18 protein-coding genes and 1 other RNA gene are annotated in these 21,770 nt (G+C 51.9%); 3 read left to right on the forward strand and 16 right to left on the reverse strand.

Annotation, left to right across the window (positions count from 1 at the left end):
- Positions 1-90: 90 nt before the first annotated feature.
- The gene (locus KP806_RS05875) at positions 91-984 is read left to right on the forward strand and encodes a helix-turn-helix domain-containing protein (protein WP_224722641.1); all 894 of its coding nucleotides are present in this window, start codon (positions 91-93) and stop codon (positions 982-984) included.
- Between the two features lie 2 nt (positions 985-986).
- Here the strand turns inward: KP806_RS05875 and helD are convergent, their stop codons facing one another.
- Genes helD through KP806_RS05890 form a run of 3 tightly spaced genes read right to left on the reverse strand, consistent with a single transcriptional unit; the run spans position 987 to position 6,440 of the window.
- Entirely contained in the window at positions 987-3,308 is a 2,322-nt protein-coding gene (gene helD, locus KP806_RS05880; protein ID WP_224722642.1) for an RNA polymerase recycling motor HelD, read from the reverse strand.
- Between the two features lie 37 nt (positions 3,309-3,345).
- Entirely contained in the window at positions 3,346-5,661 is a 2,316-nt protein-coding gene (locus KP806_RS05885; RefSeq protein ID WP_224722643.1) for an alpha/beta hydrolase family protein, read from the reverse strand.
- The gene (locus tag KP806_RS05890) at positions 5,652-6,440 is read right to left on the reverse strand and encodes an ABC transporter ATP-binding protein (RefSeq protein WP_224722644.1); all 789 of its coding nucleotides are present in this window, start codon (positions 6,438-6,440) and stop codon (positions 5,652-5,654) included. The genes KP806_RS05885 and KP806_RS05890 overlap by 10 nt, the downstream gene beginning before the upstream one ends.
- A gap of 158 nt (positions 6,441-6,598) precedes the next feature.
- Between KP806_RS05890 and KP806_RS05895 the strand changes: the two genes are divergently transcribed.
- The gene (locus KP806_RS05895) at positions 6,599-7,240 is read left to right on the forward strand and encodes a GTP pyrophosphokinase (RefSeq protein ID WP_224722645.1); all 642 of its coding nucleotides are present in this window, start codon (positions 6,599-6,601) and stop codon (positions 7,238-7,240) included.
- A gap of 42 nt (positions 7,241-7,282) precedes the next feature.
- Here the strand turns inward: KP806_RS05895 and KP806_RS05900 are convergent, their stop codons facing one another.
- The 3 genes from KP806_RS05900 to KP806_RS05910 are packed head-to-tail and all read right to left on the reverse strand — an operon-like array spanning position 7,283 to position 8,473.
- Entirely contained in the window at positions 7,283-7,699 is a 417-nt protein-coding gene (locus tag KP806_RS05900) for a DUF5353 domain-containing protein (protein WP_224722646.1), read from the reverse strand.
- 6 nt (positions 7,700-7,705) lie between these two features.
- Positions 7,706-7,918 carry a DUF1540 domain-containing protein gene (locus KP806_RS05905; RefSeq protein ID WP_224722647.1) on the reverse strand — a complete coding sequence of 71 codons (213 nt, stop codon included), beginning with the start codon at positions 7,916-7,918 and terminating at the stop codon, positions 7,706-7,708.
- Positions 7,919-7,972: 54 nt separating this feature from the next.
- Positions 7,973-8,473, reverse strand: coding sequence for a YpuI family protein (locus KP806_RS05910; protein ID WP_224722648.1), 501 nt, complete (start codon positions 8,471-8,473; stop codon positions 7,973-7,975).
- 185 nt (positions 8,474-8,658) lie between these two features.
- Here KP806_RS05910 and KP806_RS05915 point away from each other — a divergent pair, with 185 nt between their 5' ends.
- A complete protein-coding gene (locus KP806_RS05915) occupies positions 8,659-10,512 on the forward strand; it encodes a S8 family peptidase (protein WP_224722649.1) in 1,854 nt (617 codons plus the stop codon).
- A 104-nt stretch (positions 10,513-10,616) separates the two neighbouring features.
- Here the strand turns inward: KP806_RS05915 and rnpB are convergent.
- The 10 genes from rnpB to glyQ form a co-directional block, all read right to left on the reverse strand.
- An RNA gene (gene rnpB, locus KP806_RS05920) (RNase P RNA component class A) lies at positions 10,617-11,022 on the reverse strand.
- Positions 11,023-11,087: 65 nt separating this feature from the next.
- A complete protein-coding gene (locus tag KP806_RS05925; RefSeq protein ID WP_224722651.1) occupies positions 11,088-12,209 on the reverse strand; it encodes a Nif3-like dinuclear metal center hexameric protein in 1,122 nt (373 codons plus the stop codon).
- The gene (locus KP806_RS05930) at positions 12,176-12,958 is read right to left on the reverse strand and encodes a tRNA (adenine(22)-N(1))-methyltransferase (RefSeq protein ID WP_224722652.1); all 783 of its coding nucleotides are present in this window, start codon (positions 12,956-12,958) and stop codon (positions 12,176-12,178) included. The genes KP806_RS05925 and KP806_RS05930 overlap by 34 nt, the downstream gene beginning before the upstream one ends.
- Positions 12,958-13,794 (reverse strand): hypothetical protein, encoded by an 837-nt coding sequence (locus tag KP806_RS05935; protein WP_224722653.1) that lies wholly within the window; start codon positions 13,792-13,794, stop codon positions 12,958-12,960. Before KP806_RS05935 ends, KP806_RS05930 begins: the two co-directional genes overlap by 1 nt.
- A 92-nt stretch (positions 13,795-13,886) precedes the next feature.
- Positions 13,887-15,017 carry an RNA polymerase sigma factor RpoD gene (rpoD, locus tag KP806_RS05940; RefSeq protein WP_224722654.1) on the reverse strand — a complete coding sequence of 377 codons (1,131 nt, stop codon included), beginning with the start codon at positions 15,015-15,017 and terminating at the stop codon, positions 13,887-13,889.
- An 18-nt stretch (positions 15,018-15,035) separates the two neighbouring features.
- Positions 15,036-16,880: a DNA primase gene (gene dnaG, locus KP806_RS05945; RefSeq protein WP_224722655.1), complete on the reverse strand. Its 1,845-nt coding sequence runs from the start codon at positions 16,878-16,880 to the stop codon at positions 15,036-15,038.
- Positions 16,881-16,921: 41 nt separating this feature from the next.
- A complete protein-coding gene (locus KP806_RS05950) occupies positions 16,922-17,392 on the reverse strand; it encodes a YaiI/YqxD family protein (protein WP_224722656.1) in 471 nt (156 codons plus the stop codon).
- Positions 17,393-17,572: 180 nt separating this feature from the next.
- Positions 17,573-18,388 (reverse strand): pyruvate, water dikinase regulatory protein, encoded by an 816-nt coding sequence (locus KP806_RS05955; RefSeq protein WP_224722657.1) that lies wholly within the window; start codon positions 18,386-18,388, stop codon positions 17,573-17,575.
- A gap of 49 nt (positions 18,389-18,437) precedes the next feature.
- Positions 18,438-20,519, reverse strand: coding sequence for a glycine--tRNA ligase subunit beta (gene glyS / locus KP806_RS05960; RefSeq protein WP_224722658.1), 2,082 nt, complete (start codon positions 20,517-20,519; stop codon positions 18,438-18,440).
- Entirely contained in the window at positions 20,512-21,399 is an 888-nt protein-coding gene (gene glyQ / locus KP806_RS05965) for a glycine--tRNA ligase subunit alpha (protein WP_224722659.1), read from the reverse strand. The genes glyS and glyQ overlap by 8 nt, the downstream gene beginning before the upstream one ends.
- Between the last annotated feature and the right edge of the window lie 371 nt (positions 21,400-21,770).

A 21,770-nucleotide genomic window follows, 5' to 3' on the forward strand; every position in this document is an offset into this window, starting at 1 on the left:
CACAACCACGGCTTGTTTGCGCTTCAGGCGTATTTTATACTTTTATTTGTTTATATGGATGAGGTTTGGGAATTTTTAGGAGGGTTACTTTTGTCGGTTTATCGCCAAATTTTTCAATGCTTGGACATGCCTATGCTCGTTTTGTGCGAAAAAGGCCGGGAAATCAAAATCGAGGATGCAAATGCCGCCTTTATGCGCCTGACGGGCTACACGCTGGCGGAGCTTCAGGCACGGAGAGTGCGCGATTTACTGCACGCCCACAAAATCGACGCCAATCGACAAGTTTTGAAAAGTGAAGTCCATTTGCGGACGAAGCTGACTCGCGAGCTTCCCGTCCGCATCGACCAGCAGCCTCTCCCTCCAGGTGAGGAAGGCGGGCCGAATCGGGCCTTGATCCTGTTCGAGGATCTTTCTTCCTATAAATGGATCGAGCGGCAATTCGAGCTGAAAAAAGTGCTGATCAGCGGAATCGTGGACAACCACCATCATGTCCGTTTTTTGCGGGACAGCGTAGCGCCTCTTCTGTTCGAGCCCGACCGTACGCTGGAAGACGACACGCTGATGAAATTTATCGCCGATAAGGAGCAGGACAAGCTGAAAGGCGTGCTCCGCGAAGCCTATGCGACGAAGAAAGAGCGATCGTTGACGCTGCTGACGAGCAAGCTCAGCGGCGCAGAGCTCGAGCTGTCGGTCACCTTTGCCCCGATTCTGGACGGCTGCGGCGAGGTCAAGGAGTTCGCATTCGTCATCTGGGACCTGAAAGCCGTAAACGATAAAATTTCGTCGGCGATGAAGTTGAAGATTTGGATGGCAAAGCGCGATGTCACGGCAGGTCATCTGTCCGCATCGACCGGCATTTCGATCCAAACGATATCCAAGCTCCGCAACGGAAAAATCGAAAAGCCCCAAAGGCTGACAGCAGAGCTGATCGCCTCGGAGCTTCAAGTGGATCTGTATGAGATTTGGCCCGAAATACGTAAGTAGCTTTAGTTCAGAAACGGCGTAAGCTCGCCGGTAAAATAAAGATGCAGCTCATGCATCGCTCTTGTACAGGCGGTATAGAACAGCTTTCTTTCGCTTTCCCGCCTGTAGGCGCCGCTTGAAGCGTCGCTGATGACGACCGCGTCAAACTCCACCCCTTTAGCCAAATAGGAAGGGATTACGACAATCCCTTTCTCGAACGTCACCGTCTCCTTTTCGATCAGGCGCAGCTTCGGAAACGATGACGAAAGCAGCCGGTGCATGTCCTTGCTCTCTTCGGCCGTCTTGCAAATAACTGCGATCGATGCATAACCCGATTCGACAAGCTTCGCTATCCGGTCTCCAATGGCTTCCAAGCGCAGCATTTCGTTGTCGGTTTTTGTAACGGTCGGCATGGCCCCATCCCGGTTGAACGGCACGATCCGGCTTCCGCCTTCTATTATCCGGCTTGTAAATTCAACGATTGGCTTGGTCGAGCGGTAGCTTCTCTCCAGCACGATTTTCTCCGTATGCTCTTCCCCGTAAAGCCCTGACAACGGCTCGAAGCTGTCGCCGGCAACCGCATGGACGAAAATGGACTGATTCAGATCGCCCAGCACCGTCATTTTTGCATTCGGAAAAATTCTTTTCAAATAATGGTATTGAAACGGCGAATAATCCTGCGCTTCATCGATAAACAGATGCTTAACGGAGGTGTTGGTATGGAAGCCTTCCAGCTTCTCCTTCAAATACAGGTAAGGGGTAGCGTCCTCATAATAAATCTCGCCACGATCCAGCTTAGCAGCCGTTTGTGAGGATATGGAAGCCCATTCTTCCGGCAGCCGCTCTTCCTCCCTTAACCAGTCCGCCATGCCTCCCTGAATGAACAGCCGCTTGTAAATCGCGGGCATATCCAGGAAGGATAACCGCTTCACGCGTTTTCGCAGTTTTTTGAACTGCTCCTGTACGACCATTGCCGCCAAAAAGCCTTTCTCCGCCTCGAAGTCGTCGAAGGTTTGCCCGTTGAACCGGTTTTTTCGCTGCAGCTCCTCAAACGCACGGGCATATTGCTCCGGATCGAGCAGCTCGATTTGATCCTGCACCCAATCCTGCTCGCGTTCCTGCCTGCTAAGGCGTGTCAGCTGCTTTAACATCCACTCCGCCGTAAACCGCATGCGGTTGCCGATGGAGATCGACCGGTCAAGGGAATAAAATTGCTCGGAAATCGCATCCTCCGATATTAACGTCCTGCCGCGGAAGACGACCGGCTTGAACAGCAAGCCCGAATCCCCAAGTTCCTTCGCATACCTGTCAATCAGCTGCATAAACGAAAGCCCCGACTTATAGACGATTGCTTTCAGCCTGGTATCATATCCCTCCTCGCCGGCCGAACCGAGCGCATATTCCATTTGAGTATACGGATCCTCGAGATCAAGCGCTTTGCCGAGCCTATGCTCCAAATACTGCTGATACGTCGTCTGCTGCATATTTTGCTCGCCCAGCTCGGGCAGCACAGTCGATACGTAGCTGTTAAACATCGGATTCGGCGAAAATAAAACAATCTGATCTGCCGTCAATACGCCCCGGTACCGGTATAGCAGATAAGCTACCCGCTGCAGGGCTGCAGACGTTTTTCCGCTTCCCGCCGCTCCTTGAACGATAAGCAGCCTCGCGCGTTCGTTGCGGATAATCCGGTTCTGCTCCTGCTGGATCGTCGCGACGATGCTTTTCATCTGGGCGTCCGATTGCTTTCCGAGCACCTCCTGCAGCAGCTCATCGCCGATTGTCACGCCGGTATCGAACATGCTTCTGATCGTCCCGTTCCGGATAATGAATTGCCGCTTCAGCGTCATTTCCCCGTGTATGGAGCCGCCGGGCGTTTCGTAATGAACCGGCCCCGGCCCGTAATCGTAATAAAGGCTGGATACGGGAGCTCTCCAGTCGTAGATCAAATAATCCATTCCGCTGTCGCTCAGCAGAGAGCCTACTCCCAAATAAATCTGCTCCGTCCCCGATTCTCCCTGCTCCTTGAAATCGATTCTTCCAAAATACGGCGATTGCTCCAGCTTCGTCAACGTTTTCAGCTGTTCCATCGCATGCCGGTGGCTTCTCTCCCGCTCCGAAAGCACCTCAGCTTGCTGCTTCATGCTCGCATGCGATTCCGCGGATTCTGCCGAATCCTCGAAGTTCAAGGTGACATCATCCCAGAAATTCCGACGAATATCGACAATGTCCTCCCTTAAGCCTCCAACCTGGCTGCGCAGCTCCTCCAGCCTCGATCGGATAATGCCCGTAACCTCTTTCACCCGCTTCTGTTCTTCCGGAAGCTGATCATTCGGATTCGTCATTATAAAAATCTCCTTAACGTAATTTAATAGTAGTCGTTCAGCCCGGCATAAAGCCGATATCATCAAGCATTACCTTACCGGGCCCGCTTGTAAATCGGAAGGTAATACGGCTTATTTCCTTAAGCGAAAGCTCGCCGCCCTCCGCTGCAAAATCAGCTATCGGCAGCAAGTACGTTTGAAAAACCGGCTCATTTGCCTGCTTGTATTTACCATCCTTCATCCTCTTCTCGAGCCAGGACCATGACATAAAGGAAGTATACGCAGATGACGGTACCGGCATCACCTTATCGAGCTCTATCGCCCTCTTCCTGCCGTCCTGCAGCGTAAGCTCGACTTCAAGCTTCGGCAGCGGTGGTAGCATTAGGGTCGCTGCTCCGGACTCCGATTCCGCCTTATCCTGCTTCGCAAGCAGATCCCGCTCCAGATTCGCCATTGAAAATGCAAGAACCGGGTCCTGTGCCGATGACTGGCCGGCTGCCGCTGACGGCGATAACGCAAGCGAATAAGCCGCTCCAGGGTGTGTCCATGAAAGCTCTATGCCCTTCGTTCCTTTGCTGTTGCCGTCGCGGTCCTTCGCGAAGTCCACCTGCCACTTGTCCATCCCTGCGGCAGACGCCTTGCCCCCGCCCTCCAGCATAGTTTTGCCGCCATAGTGCTCATACCGGGCGATTTCCGCGAAGCCCGCCTCCTCATAGCGGTTCATATAACCCGTAACGGGAAGCCAGGCCAGACCGTTCCGGTAATCCCGGAACAAAGGCTCGTATTCCTTTTCTCCAAGCAAAGCGGTCTGCAGAAATGCGGAAATATATACTTTTGAAATTTGCCGCTGATCTTCTTCTTCCAGAAGCTCGTTCCGGTTCAGGAACAAGCCTCCGGGCGGACGTTCGTCCATCCTGCCCCATTCCGTGTTGAATTGGCTGTGATTGGCGTCCTCGATATAGAGCTCTGCTTTAAATTTGCCGCTGTCCGCCGAGAAGTCAACCCTGTTATACTGCCTGTCCCCGTAAAAATTGTTCACATCCGCATCGCGCGCGCCCTGGATCGTCAAATAATGGACGTCTTTTAGCTGTGCGGAAAGGCTGTCCACTTTTTTATCCGTCGGCGCTATAGCAGCCACCGCTTGAATCCGGACATGGCTTAAGCTTCCCAGAGTAGGATCCTTCTTAAACCACCGGTCCGCATCCGCGGCCATCGCAACGGCTTGACCTCCGCGCGAATGTCCGATCAGCGCAACTCTGTCCATATCCACCCGGCCGGAAAACGGATTGCCCTCCTGCCCGCTAAGCTGCTGAATTTGCTGCAAATGCTTCAGAAGAACCCAGGCCCGCGTTTTCATATCATGATCAGGAATGCCCGACCAGACGGAATAGTTCAAAAAATTTTCATCCACAGAGACGGCGATAATGCCCTGGCTTGCCAGAAGCTCGCCTAAATAACCGTAGCCGCCGTCGGAAAAATGCTCCATCAAATGATTGCCGTGTACGATGAGCGCCAGCGGGTATACGCCTTCCTTGTCGGGCATCCATACCCTGCCGTTAAGCGGAAGCCTGCTCTGGTCAAAGCCCCAAAAATACGTTTTCAGCTTAGACCATTTAGTAATATAGGAAGAAGCATCGACGGAACCGGTTTTGATATCGACGTTCTCGCCGAACAGAGCTCTGTGCTTATCCTCTCCGCTTCCGTACGTAAATGCCCGTACACCCTGGCTCCCTTGCCGGGACGGATCTGGGATTTGCTCCTCATGACCGTTTATGCCGCCTGTATCCACAACGCCGGCAGCCTCTCTATGAGGCACCTTCGCCGGCGCCGTCCAATCGTTCAGAAACAATTGGCTTGCACATACGGCGGCAATCAGCGTGCCAGTCAACCACTTGCCTGCCGTGCTCATTCTCAGCCGCGCAAACAGGCCAATTGCCCCGCCAACGAGGGCAAACGCCACCGTAAACCCCGCCGAAATTGCGATTGACAACATTAAGCCGAACTCGGCGAAATGAAGGATTAAATACGTTTCCGTACCTGCGTATAGAAGAACGGATACGAATCTGCGGGGAAGCGGAATATATAAGAGCGAGAATATAACAGACAGCAGAAGCGAAGCCAGCTGCATCGCAGCAAGGTTCAAAGCAGTAAAAACGATCAGATCGGTCCCTGTACCGAAGCCGGTCGGAATGCCAAGCGCTGCAACAGCCATCGAAAGCACACCCGAAAGGGCGGCACCTCCGGACGCAGCACGCCAAACAAAAGTGTCTTGCTGTTTTCTGACACGAAATCTGCCGATCAGCCACTCCTTCGCCATGGAGAGCCTGCTGCGGGGCGGCTGAAGCTGCCCAGTCTCCAGCCTTTCTATTTCCATAGATCCCCCTTCACGGACAGCCAGCTTCTGCCTCCGCGTCTTTCGATCTCAACGTTGACGCCGAAGAAATCGCTCATCATAGCAGATGTCAGCACCTTTTCCGTATCGCCCGCTGCGAACACCTCGCCCTGCTTGATCAGCAACGATTTGCCGAAGCATGGCAAAATTTCCTCTACGTGATGTGTCACATAGATGATGGTAGGCGCGTCTTCCCCGCCGGCAACGGCTTCAATCATTCGCAGCAGCTGCTCGCGCGCAAACACGTCGAGACCTGTGCAGGGCTCGTCCAGGATAAGCAGCTTCGGAGAAGCCATCAAGGCGCGGGCGATCAGCACGCGCTGCCGCTCCCCTTGCGACAGCGTATCGTAGGTTCTGCCGATCAATGCTTCGCAGCCGAGTGATCGCATAAGCTGCTCCGCTTTTGCAACGTCACACTCATCCGTCGTATCGTAAAGACCGATAGTTGCAAATTTGCCGCTGAGGACGATTTTTAGCGCCTTTTCGCTCCCGTACAGCTTTTGCTGCAAGGATGTGCTGACCCAGCCGATGCTTTTGCGAAGCTCGCGCAGATCGAATTCGCCGAACCTTTTGCCGAGCACGGACATTGTCCCTGTAGTCGGCCATATATATCCGTTGATCATGTTAAGCAGCGTCGTTTTCCCGGATCCGTTCAGTCCGAGCAGGCACCAATGCTCTCCTTCGCGGACGGTCCAGTCGATATTTCTCAAAATCATCTTTTGTTCTCTATCCCAGGATACATCCTTTATCTCTATCATCATATGCCTGCACTCCCATCGGCCAGCTGACTGGTTCCATTCATTTGACTTCATTCATCGTATCGCCCATTATATTATAATACAACGATTTAATTCTACTGAATATGATCCGTCCGTTACCTGAGAGAATTACCTATCAGCAGCCGCAGGAGTGATTATGCATGAAACCCGAACAATTGAAGCAATGGGCTCATTTTTTTCTTACCTACAAATTTGCACTGGATGCCGTTGAGACCAAGCTGAATATTTTAAACGAAGAATTTCAGTTTATTCATGACTACAATCCGATTGAGCACATGAAGACAAGAATCAAAACACCGGAAAGCGTTATGCAAAAGCTGCGCCGCAAAGGGCTCGACATTACGCTCGAGGATGCCAAAAAGCATATACGCGACATCGCAGGCGTCCGCATTATTTGCTCCTTCTCGACCGATATTTACCAAATCGTCGATATGATCAGCAAGCAAAGCGACGTCAAGGTCGTAGAAGTGAAGGATTACGTCTTGAACCCGAAGCCAAACGGGTATCAAAGCATTCATTTGCTCGTGGAAATACCGGTGTTTTTAACCGACCGGACCGAAAATGTGATCGTTGAAATTCAAATCCGGACGATTGCCATGGATTTTTGGGCCAGCCTCGAGCATAAAATTTATTACAAATTCAACGAGCAAATTCCAGCTCACATCAAAGAAAAACTAAAAGATTCCGCCGACATGATCAATTCCCTGGATAAGCAAATGCTGGCGCTTAACGTCGAGGTGCAGCAGCAGCGCGAGCAAGCCGCAGGCGTAAATGAACGGTAAAAAAATAAGTCCTTCCCAAATTCGGGAAGGACTTATTTTTCATTAGGTTATCGCATAATAAAAAGGCACAATGAGTAAATTTAAAGCCACTGCAACAATTCCGATCGCCATAGACCAACCGCCTAACCCCCGCGCTCCTTGCCTGTACGCGATAAAGCCAAGCACTGCAGCGGTAGCGCCAAGCAATACGGGCCATATAAACCATGACGCGATTGCAAATACAAGCGATACCCAGCCTAACGCGTATCCGCCCGTCTCGGTATCCGTCTGCTCCGCCCTCTCCACATGCCGATCTTCTCTGCTCTCCCGGTGCAGCGCGGGATTTGACACCGCGAAATCGGAGCCCATTTCTTCGTTCATATTCCTAAAGTCTTCATCTTCCCTTACAAAGCTGTGCGAACGGTTTTTCCGGTCCCGTTCATCCAATAAACGCTTATAATCGTCCTCATAATCGCCCATTTACCGTCACTCCTTTGGTTTAAAGGTTTGGCAGCATGTAGCGGCTGATTTCTCCGCTTCATCCTGATGATATAAACCAAGCTCGTCCCCGGCAAACTCTTCGTTTAAATTCGCGCTTGCATGCTGATCGATTTCGATATTGATTTCTTTGGCAACGCAGTTATTGCCTTCCTTCCAGAAGCTGCAATTGGATACGCTGCAAGATACGCCTTTTGGCATAAAAAAATCACCTCCGCTATCAAGTTGCCCTGAGCGGGGGTGATTCATTCTGCCTTATTTTTGTCCTTGCATGCGGCGCTGGGTCATGTAGTCATTTTCGTAATACGCCAGCTCATCGCGCAGCTCCTCGAAAATCTTCGATACGCCAAGCACGATATCGCGCGCATCGCGCACCGGCTTGTACCGGAAGCGGATCGCATCCTGACCCGTATAAGCATAACGGCCGTCTTCGGAATAACATTCGTTCTTCGGATAGAAAAACGCGCTTACGCAATGATGATACACTTCATAAAGCACGCGTTCCGCATAATCTGTATCAAAATTGGGGCGTCTGAGCAATACTCCAAGCTTCTCAACGGCGACTTCAGAAAACACCAATAAATGTCTCAAATCGGATAAAAGACCTTTGTAAAACGCTTGGGCTTCCTCTCCTTTATCTTCACCGGTCAATTGCTGCAAGGCATTGTTGTTCAGAAACGGCTCAAGCTGGCTTACCGCGTCCTTAAGCTTTGTACGGGTCGATTCCGTTAGTGGTTTGACGTTAGCAGATGGCATAGTGGTAGATCCCCTTTCATGTCCAAACAAACATAAAAACTGCAATCAACAACATCGTACCACAAATTACATCGAAGTGGTACTGGCGATTGATGCTTTCTCGCGCATAATTTCAAGCCTTCAGCCCGAACCTATGGATTAGACTCAAAGCTTACTTACAGAAAGCTCACTGGAGGTTTTACCGCATGGGAAGAAAATGGATTGGAGCTTTAACGATCATTGCCCTGGCTGCATTGTTAATACCGACAACGCCTTGGTTTGCGCCTAAGCACCGCCAGGAGGCGGAAAAAGCGCCTCAAAGCGCAAGCTTTTCCGCCAAACGAGAGAAAACAATGAAACTCGCCGCCGTGCAAAACGACATGAATGCAACCGCCATGCTGTGCGTGACGGAGTGCACAAAGGATTTTCAAAATCTGATGAGAGCTACGGGAAGCTCCGGCTCGAAGGCAAACGGGACGATCGGGAAGCTGATGGAAGAGCATATGCATATGCATTATGTCAGCTGGATTTCGGGAGCACGAAGCGTTGATCGCGGCACACTGCCTTCCACCAAAAACAAAACCGCAGAAGACCTCGTCGCGAAGGCCAAAGCGCAGGTTGCGAAAGGGGCGAAATACGAATCGCCTGCTTTTACGGATGACAAAGGAAGCCGCTATATGGTGCTTGGCGTGCCCGACAGTCAACATGCCGGAATCGGAGTCGTCGGCGTCATCAAACAGGATATCGTCAAATCAGTTGAAAATCATCAAATGAGAAATTTAAGGCTGATTCCTTATCCGGCGGAAGGTAATTACAAAATCGAATCCGTAAAGCCAAATTCTACGACCGACACAACCGTTCGTACGGGCGAGGATAACGGGAACGCGAGCCATTACCATGTGCGCGACGTCGTCGTTCATTTCGCAAAGCCGATGACGGCCAGCGAGCTCGATCGGGTGAAAAAGGATATCCGAGCCGAATCCATGAAAAAAATCGGCGATACCTATGTGTTCCGTTCCAAGGACATGGAAACCGATCAGCTTATTCCTTACTTCAAGAAAAAATGGCAAACGGAATATACGGAGCCGCATTATTTGTATTTGACGAATGAGACCGGGGACTCAATCGTTCCGAACGATGCCCTGTATTCCAAATATCAATGGAACCTTCCTTCCATCGAAGCGGAAAAGGGCTGGAATATTTCCAAGGGTGACGAGCAAGTCATCGTAGCGGTGCTGGATACGGGTGTACAAAACGACCATCCGGATCTTCAGGACAAGCTAATCGAAGGAGTCAACATCGTTGACGAAAGTCTCGCTCCAAATGACGATGTAGGCCACGGCACCCATGTGGCGGGAATTATCGGGGCAGCGGTCAACAATGGGGAAGGCGTCGCCGGCGTTTCCTGGTACAATAAAATTATGCCGGTAAAAGTTCTCGACAGCAGCGGTGCCGGTTCCACTTATTCCGTCGCTCAAGGGATCATCTGGGCGGTCGATCATGGTGCCAGAGTAATCAACATGAGCTTAGGGAACTATGCGCAAGCCGATTTTCTGCATGATGCAATCAAATACGCTTATGAACGCGATGTCGTATTGATTGCAGCAAGCGGCAACGATAATACCGAGCGTCCGGGCTACCCTGCCGCGTACCCCGAAGTATTCGCCGTCGCTGCAACGAACAGCAATAAAGAAAAAGCTTCCTTCTCCAATTTCGGAGATTATATCGATGTCGCGGCGCCTGGCGACAGTATTGCCAGCACCTACCCGGGCAGCCAGTATGCCGCCTTATCCGGCACTTCAATGGCCAGCCCCCATGTTGCAGCGTTAGCCGGCTTGATCCGTTCGGTAAATCCCGAGCTGTCTAATGTAGAAGTAATGGAAATAATGAGAAAATCGGCCGTCGACCTTGGCGAGGAAGGCAAAGATATTTACTTCGGATACGGCGAAATTGACGTGGACAAAGCGCTTCAAGCCGCTTCCTCCTTCGGCGGTACGCTGCAGACATACCCCGACAGAGTCAAACGCAAGCTTTCCCGCATCGCGGCAGATCATGAATAAACCATAAACGGCTGAGGCCGTCGGCTGGAGATCCAGCATAAAAAGGACTATTCGGAAGCAACGGCTCGCTGCTCGAATAGTCCTTTTCTTTGCTTGATCGTCGTGTGGAAAGCTTGCCGTAAGCCGGGTTCTGTACTTCTAGTGGTTCAATCGGGAACGACCCTCCCACGAGGAAGCGACAATCATCTATCTAGGCCGTACATTGCTGCACGGCTCCAGCAACCAACCCGGACGCGCCTCAGGCGAAGGCTGCAGCTCAAGGCTGCCGCGTCCTCTCGGTCTTGCTCCAGATGGGGTTTACCAGGAGCATAGTCACCTATGCTCCTCGTGGTCTCTTACACCACGGTTCCACCCTTACCTGTGCCGGCTTGAAGCCGGCCATCGGCGGTCCATTTCTGTGGCACTATCCTTCAGCTCGCGCTGACTGGACGTTATCCAGCATCCTGCCTTGTGGAGCCCGGACTTTCCTCTCGCGGCAACGAGGCCGCCAGCGATTGTCTGTCAAACTTTCCGTAGCACGATTAAGTATACAAGGTATTTTACAAAAGCTCAACCCTGAAACGGCTGCCAAAATATCATATGAAAGTAAAAGGCTCCGTATTCAAGGTCGAAGCGACCGCAGTCGTTTCGTACTTGCCGCTTTCAAGCTGCTTGTTCAGCCAATCCGCCACCCGCTGCTTCATCACCTTCTCGATATTGTGACCGGGATCAATAATCGTCATGCCGGCCGCCAGCGCGTCATGCGCCGTATGATAATCGATATCTCCGGTAATGAGCACGTCTGCGCCGGCAAAGCTTGCATGGCGGACATATTTGGCTCCCGAGCCGCCCAGCACTGCAGCCTTGCGGATCATACGGTCGAGCGGGCCGACTACCCGGACTGCAGGCACATCGTACGCCTGCTTCGCGGCCTCGGCCAGCTCGCCAAGCGTTTGCGGCTTCGCAAGCTTGCCTGCCCTGCCCAGACCGAAGGAGCGTCCTTTCAAATCAACTGGATACAGGTCGTAAGCGACTTCTTCATAAGGATGCGCCTTCAGCATCGCTTGCACCGCTCTCCGGTGAACGCTGTAAGGGACGATCGTTTCAATCCGGATTTCGTCGGCTTTTTCCAGCTTTCCGTGCGCTCCGAGATAAGGATCGGTACCCGGTCCGGGCACGAAGGTACCCGTCCCTTTAATGTTAAAGCTGCAATTGGAATAATGGCCGATTTCACCCGCGCCCGAGCGCCATAACGCCTCCAGCACCTGCTCATGGTGGCTCTCGGGAACAAATACGACAAGCTTGTACAATTTATCCGTATGCACTTCCTCCAGGCACTGGCGCCCTTCCGGCACGATTCCGATCTGATCCGCCAGCCAGTCGTTAATCCCGCCGTCTGCAACGTCCAGGTTGGTGTGCGAAATATAGACGGCAATATCGTGCTTGATCAGCTTCTCATACAATTTTCCGGCGGCTGTAGACGTATCCAGCTTCGCTAACGGGCGATAGATGATAGCATGATGCGCGATAATAAGATCGGCGCCGATGCCGATCGCTTCGTCAACGACTTCATCCGTAACATCGAGTGCCACAAGCGCTTTTTTGACAGGCTTATGCAAAGTTCCGAGCTGGAGGCCGATTTTATCATTTTCGACCGCATAATGCTTCGGAGCCAGCTGCTCCATCAATTGTACGACGGTTTGTCCATGGGCAAACATTGCAAAACCTCCTCGATAATGCTGATCTCTTCGCGGAATTGCTTTTGCTTCAAAGCGGATTCCTGCAGATCCGACTCCGCCAGCTGAGCGCAAATACGGGCCAGCTTGTTTAGCTCGTGGCGCCATTTTTTCGCCAGCACCGCCTTAGGCGCTCGAAGCAAATGAGGTCCCATCGCCTTCAAAACAACCTCTTTCACTTCTTGCGGACGCGGAATAGGCAAAAAATCTCCGTTGTACAGCTGCTTATTTCGATCCGCGGCATCGGGCGCTTTGACGGCGTGCAGTACCTCGTAAATTTTCCCGTCTTCCTCCAGTATCGACTCGCCGGCCAAATACCAGTCTTGAGCAAGCAGCCACTCGCGGACGTTAGATTCTCCAACGTTTGGCTGAAGCACAAGCTCTTTAACGCCTTCAAGCTTGCCGGCCTGCCTGCCGGCTTCCAAAATTTCACTCATCAGGCTGCCGCCCATTCCGGCGATCGTGACCGTATCCGCCTCCCCGGGCTGCAGTACCTGCAAGCCGTCGCCTTGCCGGACTGACAAGCGGTGGGACAAGCCGGCATCGGCTCCCTGCTTTTTGGCCGCTTCGAAAGGACCGGCATTTAACTCTCCCGCGATCGCGCTTGGACATTTCCCTGATTGAAGAAGATAAACGGGCAGCATCGCATGATCCGAGCCGATGTCGGCTGCGGTTGAGCCGGCTGTGACATAATTTGCGATCGTTTGCAGACGATTCGAAAGTTTTAACATTATATAACCCACACCATCCATTGTTTTCGCATTGAAAATAATAATATCCCGCCAACGCCTATTTTTACGAGCAGCTGAAGCTGAAGCCGCAAAACCGCATCGTCGAACATCATAGCATAAAGCTCCGGCATAAACCAAAGCAGCAGGCACGTGACGAACAATACCGCCGACACGGACTTCGACCATCTATGTACGAACCAGCTGCTCCAGCCGAATAAACAAGATAAAGGCAGCCAATACAGCTGAATTTCAAACCACTTCGAATCGATCATATAATGGGACAGCATCCATGCATACACAAGGATTGCGGCCAGCCAGCCGCATAGATGCAAAGCGGCGATTCTCGCGGCAATTCCGTAGACGATCCAGAACAGTGCGCTTAAGCCGAGCAGCCCCGTCTTCCATTCCCAGCGGTCCAGCCCATGCAAATTCAACATATATAATCCCCCGCCAAGCAGCAGCAGCATACTTATACTGACAAAGGACAAGCCGGCTGCTTCGTTCCTTGCGCGCAGACGCCCGCCCGTCCATAATAAAATGGCGGCTGGGCCGAGGATTGCGGCCATTTGCAATAGCGGATGAAATTCGTTAAAATAAAGCACAACAAAGGAAATTAAGGTAAAAGTTCCAAATGTAAGCAACCATTGTTTACCCGTCGCCTTTTGAACGGCCGCTATCGCTTTGCCGATGGAGCCGTCATGCTTCTCCGCATCCTGCCAAGTATCCTGATCGGCGTACAGGTTCAGCAGAAAATCACAATATTGATCCGGCAGCAGCTTACTGCGCCGCCAATGTCCGATTTCTTTTACGATAATTTGACGGCGATCCTGATCCATAGTCGCACTTAATCCTTTCGGTGTCATATGACAGCTGTCCGTTTGCTTAGAAAAAAGACCTCCCTGCAGCAGCAGTAAGGTCGTAGTCAGTTCTATTCCAGGAAATCCTTCAGCCGTTTGCTGCGGCTAGGATGGCGAAGCTTGCGGAGTGCTTTGGCTTCGATTTGACGGATCCGCTCGCGCGTAACGCCAAACACCTTGCCTACTTCCTCAAGCGTTCTTGTACGGCCGTCGTCCAAACCGAACCGGAGGCGCAGCACGTTTTCTTCTCTTTCTGTCAGCGTATCAAGCACATCCTCCAGCTGTTCCTTCAGAAGCTCGTAAGCGGCCGCATCGGCTGGGGCAAGCGCCTCCTGATCCTCGATAAAATCTCCAAGGTGAGAATCATCTTCTTCCCCGATCGGCGTCTCGAGCGAAACAGGCTCCTGTGCGATTTTCATAATCTCACGAACCTTTTCGGTGCTGAGCTCCATTTCAGCCGCAATTTCCTCCGGTGTCGGTTCGCGCCCCAGCTCTTGTAGCAATTGACGGGAAACGCGAATCAGTTTATTGATTGTTTCCACCATATGAACCGGAATCCGAATCGTCCGGGCTTGGTCAGCTATCGCGCGCGTAATGGCCTGACGGATCCACCAAGTCGCATACGTACTGAACTTGAACCCTTTTTGATGGTCGAATTTCTCTACGGCTTTAATCAGGCCCATGTTACCTTCCTGAATGAGGTCCAGGAACAGCATCCCTCTTCCGACATAACGTTTCGCAATGCTGACCACGAGACGCAAATTCGCTTCGGCCAGCCTGCGCTTCGCCTCTTCGTCGCCGTTCTCGATCCGCTGAGCCAGCTCGATTTCATCGTCTGCCGATAGCAGCGGTACCCTGCCGATTTCCTTCAAATACATTCTAACTGGATCGTTAATTTTGATACCTGGAGGCAATGCGAGATCATCATCGAAATTGAAGTCGTCCTGCTCGCGTTCTTGCTCGTCCCCGCCCGCCGCAAGTGGATTGTCTTCGTCGTTTTCGTTCAGCACCTCAATTCCAAAATCGTCGAGCTGCTCGAAAAACTCGTCAATTTGCTCGGGATCCTGATCGAACGGAGACAGTTTCTCCATAATTTCTTTGTAGGTTAAGGATGACCTCTTTTTGCCCTGTTCGATCAATTGATCCTTGACATGATCTAGTTTTTGTTCCGTATCTAGTTCAGTATGTTGATCATTCGCCATATTCCGACTCCCTCCCCCCTAGATACGATCGTCCAGTCCGGCCTTAAGCTGTCTCTCTAGGGTTATAATCTCACTTATCGTTTGTGCTGCCAATAATGCGTCGCCGCTGCGCTCCGCTTGCTCTTTCCTTTGTTCCAGCTCCCTGAAACGCGGCGCTTTAATAATAACTTGGATATAGGCATCCAGCGTTATTTCATCCAAATAAGGAGCGCTGTCCATCATGAGGATCGAAATGGCGGAACGTTCCAGCTCTTCATCATTAATCGTCGAGATAAACCTGCTTGCGTCCGGATCGCAGCCTTCTGCATAATAAGCGAATAAATAAGCTGCAATAGCTGCGTGCGCCTCTACGTTAAAAGCGTCGCCTAACCGTTCGTGCACCGTTTGCGCCACTTCACGGTCGCGCATCATCACATGAAGCAATCTTTGCTCGGCGTTGACGAAGGCGGGCCTTAGCGTCGGCAATCCAGACTTTCTGGGCTTTTCATTCCTACCATTATTCCACGAATTGTCGTTATTATCCCCCTGCGGCTTCTTTTTTTGGAGCTCCTGCCGCTTGTTGTGACAGTCCTGCTTCAAGGAGTCAAGCGAGATGTCGAACTCCCGGGACAATTCTTTCAGGTAGATCTCGCGTTCCGTCGATGAATCAAGCTCCGCAACGATTTCAACCGCTTCGAGCAAATAATTTTTCCTGCCTTCTTCTTTTAGCAGTATATGGTTTTTTCTTGAATATATAAGCTTAAATTTTACGGCCGACACCGGCTGGTCCATTGCGGTTCTAAGAAACTCGTCCGGTCCGTATTCACTTATATAATCATCCGGATCCTTGCCTCTCGGCAGCATAGCCACGGACACTTTAAGTCCGGAGCCTTCAAGCATTGGGATAGCCTTGAAAGCGGCGGCTTGTCCGGCATCGTCGCCGTCATAGCAAAGGATCACCTCTTCCGCCTGCCGCCGGAGAATAGCGCAGTGCTCGTCCGTTAAAGCGGTGCCCATCGTGGCAATTCCGTTCTTCACGCCGGCGCTCCAGGATTTGATGACATCCATGTAGCCTTCGAACAAAACGGCTTGCTTGCTTTTCCGGATTGCAGGCCTCGCATAATGCAAGTTGTAGATCGTCCTGCTCTTCGTAAACAGCATTGTTTCCGACGTATTCAAATATTTCGGCTGTCCCTCGCCGATGATACGGCCCGCGAACGCGACTGCTTTCCCTTCACGGTCCCAAATCGGAAACATAATGCGGTTGCGAAAACGGTCCACATGTCCGCTCCCGTCCGATTTCGCCGACAGCAAGCCGGCTTTTTCCATTAAGGAAGGATCAAAGCCCCGTTTTGTCAAAAACCTTGCCAGCACATCCCACTCTTCAGGTGCGTAGCCGAGCATAAAGTGATCGATCAGCTTATCGCTTAATCCTCTATCCCGCAAATACTGCTTAGCGGCCTGCCCCTGCTTCGTATTGTTCAAAATGTGATGGTAAAGCTTAATCGACAGCTCATGCGCTTCAATCATCTTCGTCCGTTCCGCATCCTGCGGCGAATGCTTTCCACCCTCAGGCAGCCCCCAGGTGACCGGAATTCCCGCTTCCACCGCAAGCGCCCGGACAGCCTCAGGGAAGGTATACCCCTCCATTTCCTCTACGAAACGGATCACGTTCCCGCCCTTTCCGCAGCCGTAGCAATGGTAAATCTGGAGCTCCGGCGTCACGGTGAACGAGGGCGTTTTCTCCGAATGGAACGGACATAACCCCTTCATATATTTGCCGTGCTTCGTGAGATGAACGTACTTCCCGACCGTCTCTACGATGTCATGATGCTTGCGAACCGCCTCTATGACCTCTTCCGGTATTTTGTTACCGTATGTCATCGTTCATCACCTTCATCCTAGTAACACGTAAATAATATTCGCTATGCGTCATGGTTCTCCTGCTCGCCAAGCAAAACTTTTGTCAACTTTTGTTGAAATCGATCGCGATCCGTCTGATTCATCGCTTTCGGGCCCCTTGTCTTGCCGCCGGTACGGCGGCGTTTGGCAAGCTCATGCCGGCGCTCCATCAAGTAATCGATATTATCATCCGTATACTGCTCTCCGCGCGGCGATAATACGACGGCACCCTTCCCGATCGCGATGCAGGCCAGTCCGAAATCCTGCGTGATGACGATATCGCCGCGTGCGATGTGATTAACGATGTACAAATCAACCGACTGATTGCTGCGGTCCACCTGTACAACCTCAACGCCTTCCTGCGGCGACAGGCGATGATCGTGTGACGCAACCATTAAGACGGGGACCGAAAACTGTCTCGCGGCTTCCCCGATCTCGGCTTTTACCGGACATGCGTCCGCATCAACGACAATTGTCGGCTGTTCTTTCCGCATAAATCGACCACCGCTCATATCCAATTTGTAGGACCTTAGGCACTTTCCCTTCCCGCGTATAGGCGCACGATCATTCATACAGCGAAATCGGCTATTCCGCCACGAGACGGTCACAGCCGATTTACGCTTGACCTGTACTATTATATACGGCAAATCTGGAAAAAATCCTGCCTTCGGCTTTTACGGCACTTTAACGTACTCCATGATAAGGCTTGCCGTTTCCTCAACGGCGCGGTGGGACACGTCAATAACGACGCAGTCCAGTTTCCTCATTATTGTATCGGCATATTGAAGTTCCTTTTCAATACGGTCCGTAGTCGCATAGGATGCATTATTCGGCAGACCAAGCGCCTTCAAACGCTCTTTGCGGATCGTATTCAAATATGGCACGCCGATCGTGAGGCCGATCACTTTGCGCTTCGGAAGCTTGAACAGCTCATCCGGCGGTTTAATTTCCGGTACTAGAGGCACATTGGCGACTTTATATTTTTGATGGGCCAAATACATCGACAATGGCGTTTTGGAGGTGCGCGAGACACCTACCAATACGATATCGGCTTTCAGCACGCCGGAGGTGTCTCTTGCATCGTCATATTTGACCGCAAATTCGACAGCCTCCACCTTACGGAAATAATCCGCGTCAAGTACGTGATTAAGTCCCGGCTCTTGCCTCGATTTGCGTCCCGTGCGCATTTCCAGCGTTTCGATAAACGAACCGAGTAAATCGATGGCAACGATTTCGTTGGATTCGGAAAGCCTCCGCATGCTGTCGCGCAGGTGCGGGATGACTAGCGTATACAGTACGATCGCATCCGATTGCTTTGCTTGCTGCGCGATCCGCAGAAGTCCGGCTTCATCGGTAATGAAGGGAGCTCTGCGGATATCCGCGTTAATCGGATGGAACTGCGCGATCGCCGCACGCACGACGAGTTCTCCTGTATCGCCGGCCGCATCGGAAACAACATATACAATCACTTCAGAATGTACGTTAGCCATAGTCCGTCATCCCCCTGACACTCTTAATTTCGAAAAGCTGAATAATTCCTTACCACACCAGCTTGGAGAAATCGGCGACTTGCGCGATGTCGGCGGCAATGCCGGACAGAGTAGCCAGCCTGTTTGTCCGAACGGCTTCATCCGGCGACATAACCATCACTTTCTCGAAATACGTATGAATGTATGGCGTAAGCAAGGTCAACGTTTGTAAAGCCTTTGCGATTTCCCCTTGCCCGACCGCTTCGGTGAACACGGGGTGAAGTTTCACCCATTGCCCATAGAGCTCCTTTTCCTCCTGCTCAGCGAAAAGGGATGGCTGTACCGAAGTTGTCGTCGCTTTCGATGCCAAATTGCTTACGCGGTTGAATTGCTCTACCGTCAGCTTGAACTCCGCACGGTCTTCGCCTGCCGCAAAAGTTTGAATAACCGATGCGCGGTCGATCGTTACGCTCAAATCAGCAAAGCCGGCAGCCATGACGGCGTCCACGACATCATAACGAACGCCTTGCTCGGACAGCACGTTCTTAACGCGAAGCGCGAAGAAATCGGACAGATCCTTGCGAATTTCCGCCGCATCGCGCTTCAGTCCGCGGCCTTCATGTACGGACAGCGCAATCTGGTACAGGTCGCTCAATTGCAGCTTCAAGGAATGCGATAAAATAATTTGCACGATGCCCGCAGCCTGTCTTCTAAGAGCGTACGGATCCTGCGAGCCAGTCGGCACGATGCCGATCGAGAAGCAGCCAACGATCGTGTCGATCTTGTCGGCCAAGCTGACGATGGCTCCGGTCAGGCCGGAAGGTGCGCGGTCGCCGGCAAAACGCGGCTGGTAATGCTCATTAATGGCTTTCGCCACTTCCTCGCGCTCTCCTGCTTTGCGGGCGTAATCCTCGCCCATAATGCCCTGGAGCTCAGGAAATTCATAAACCATTTGCGATACGAGGTCAAATTTGCAAATGTCTGCAGCCCTGCTGACATCGTTCGACACCTCGCCGCCAAGCTGCAAATGGCTGCTGAGCAGATCGGCAGTCGCGCGGATTCGTCTTACTTTGTCCGCTACCGATCCGAGCTCTTCGTGATAGACGATATTTTCAAGCTTGGAAAGCGCATAATCAATCGTCAGCTTATGGTCTTCTTCGTAGAAGAACTTGGCATCCGACAGCCTGGCGCGAAGCACCTTCTCGTTTCCTTTTGCTACTAGGTCCAGCGATCTGAGATCTCCGTTGCGGACCGTTACGAAATAAGGCAGAAGAGCGCCCTCTCCGTTAAACACAGGGAAGTAACGCTGATGCTCCCGCATGGAAGTAATCAATACCTCCTGCGGAATGTTCAGGAACGAAGGCTCGAATCCGCCGAACAAAACGTTCGGATACTCGACCAGAAACAGCACCTCTTCAAGCAAATCTGCTTTAATCGCGATATCCCAGCTTTTCTCCGCTGCCAGCTGCTTGATTTGAGAAATGATCAGCTGCTCGCGTTCGCTGACGTCTACGATAACCTGCTGCTCGCGCAGCCGCTCTACATATTGCGACGGCGTCTCAATAACGGCATCCGAACCTAGAAAGCGATGTCCTCTCGACACCTTTCCTGACTGCACGCCGGCAATTTCAAATGGAATCACCTCTGAACCGAAGAGGGCGACAAGCCAGCGAATCGGTCTGACGAACTTCAGCTCATGGCTGCCCCAGCGCATATTTTTCGGAAACGACATCGAGGTGATCAGCGAGACAAGCCCTTCCGGCAAAATGCCGGCCGTCGACGCGCCGATGCTGCTTTTCCGCGCATAGACGTATTCAACGCCGGAGAGCTCATGGAAATAAAGCTGATCGGGCTCTACGCCCTGGCTGCGTGCAAAACCAAGTGCCGCCTTGCTCCAGTTCCCTTGCGCGTCCTGAGCGATTTTCCGGGCCGGCCCTTTTGCCTCCTCATTCATGTCGGACTGCTTCTCGGCTACTTCCGTCACCTTCACGGAAAGCCGGCGCGGCGTAGCGTAAGCTTCAACTGCGCCATGCTCGATCCGGGAATCCGACAGCCATTTTTCGATTTTTTCCTTTAGCTGGTTCATCGCGCCGCGCACGAAGCGGGCAGGCACTTCCTCTAATCCGATTTCAAGCAGCAAATCCTTAGCCATTCTGCTTCACTCCTTTCTTCAGCATCGGGAATCCGAGGCGCTCTCTCTCCTCGTAGTAGGTCGATGCGCATGCTCTCGCCAAATTTCTTACCCGCGTAATATAACCCGTTCTCTCCGTCACGCTGATTGCGCCGCGCGCATCCAGCAGGTTGAACGTATGCGAGCACTTCAATACATAATCGTAGGCCGGAAACACGAGGTTTTGCTCCATCGTCTTCTTGGCTTCCTCTTCGTACATGTTGAACAAAGTGAAAAGCATCGCCGTGTCCGACGTTTCAAAGGTGTATTTGGAATGCTCGTATTCCGGCTGTTTAAATACGTCCCCGTACGTTACGCCTTCCACCCATTCCAGATCAAACACGTTCTCTTTCTGCTGGATATAGGATGCAAGACGCTCCATTCCGTACGTAATCTCTACGGCTACCGGATTTGCGTCTATGCCGCCTACTTGCTGGAAGTACGTAAATTGCGTAATCTCCATGCCATCCAGCCATACTTCCCAGCCGAGTCCCCAAGCGCCCAGCGTAGGAGATTCCCAGTTGTCCTCAACGAAACGGATATCATGATCCAAAGCGTCAATGCCAAGCTGCTTAAGGCTCTCCAAATAGAGCTCCTGAATATTATCAGGGGACGGCTTCAAAATAACCTGGAACTGATGGTGCTGGTACAGCCGGTTCGGATTTTCCCCATAGCGTCCGTCTGCCGGGCGGCGGGACGGCTCCACATACGCCACATTCCACGGCTCCGGTCCGATCGATCTCAGAAAGGTCATAGGGTTCATCGTCCCCGCCCCCTTCTCCACGTCATACGGTTGAACCAGTATGCAATTTTGTTCGGCCCAAAACCGCTGCAGCGTCAAAATCATTCCTTGAAAATTCATCGTTGACCTCTCCTTTTTCCTTTAATTATGTTTCTGGCCGGCGACGGCACGATTATGTAACGCTTATAACCGCAAAAAACTCCCGTCTCTACGCCTGCTGCCAGACGTAGGGACGAGAGTTGTAATCCCGCGGTTCCACCCTACTTGGTTCGCCCGTTAACAGCAAACCCTCTTTGTTCGACACGGCTCCGGAGTGCCCTTTCATCGCAGTGTCCGTCCGGGCTTCCACTAGTCCCGGCTCGCTAATACGGTCGACTCCCTGCGAGTACTTTCTCCATCATTGCCCAATATTCATAATGAATTATTGTATGCTTCTTTGAGCAAAATGTCAAACGTATCATATTCATCCGCATCATACAAAATGAAGTTCG

Source organism: Paenibacillus vietnamensis, assembly GCF_020169515.1.
GTDB classification, from domain to species: domain Bacteria; phylum Bacillota; class Bacilli; order Paenibacillales; family Paenibacillaceae; genus Pristimantibacillus; species Pristimantibacillus vietnamensis.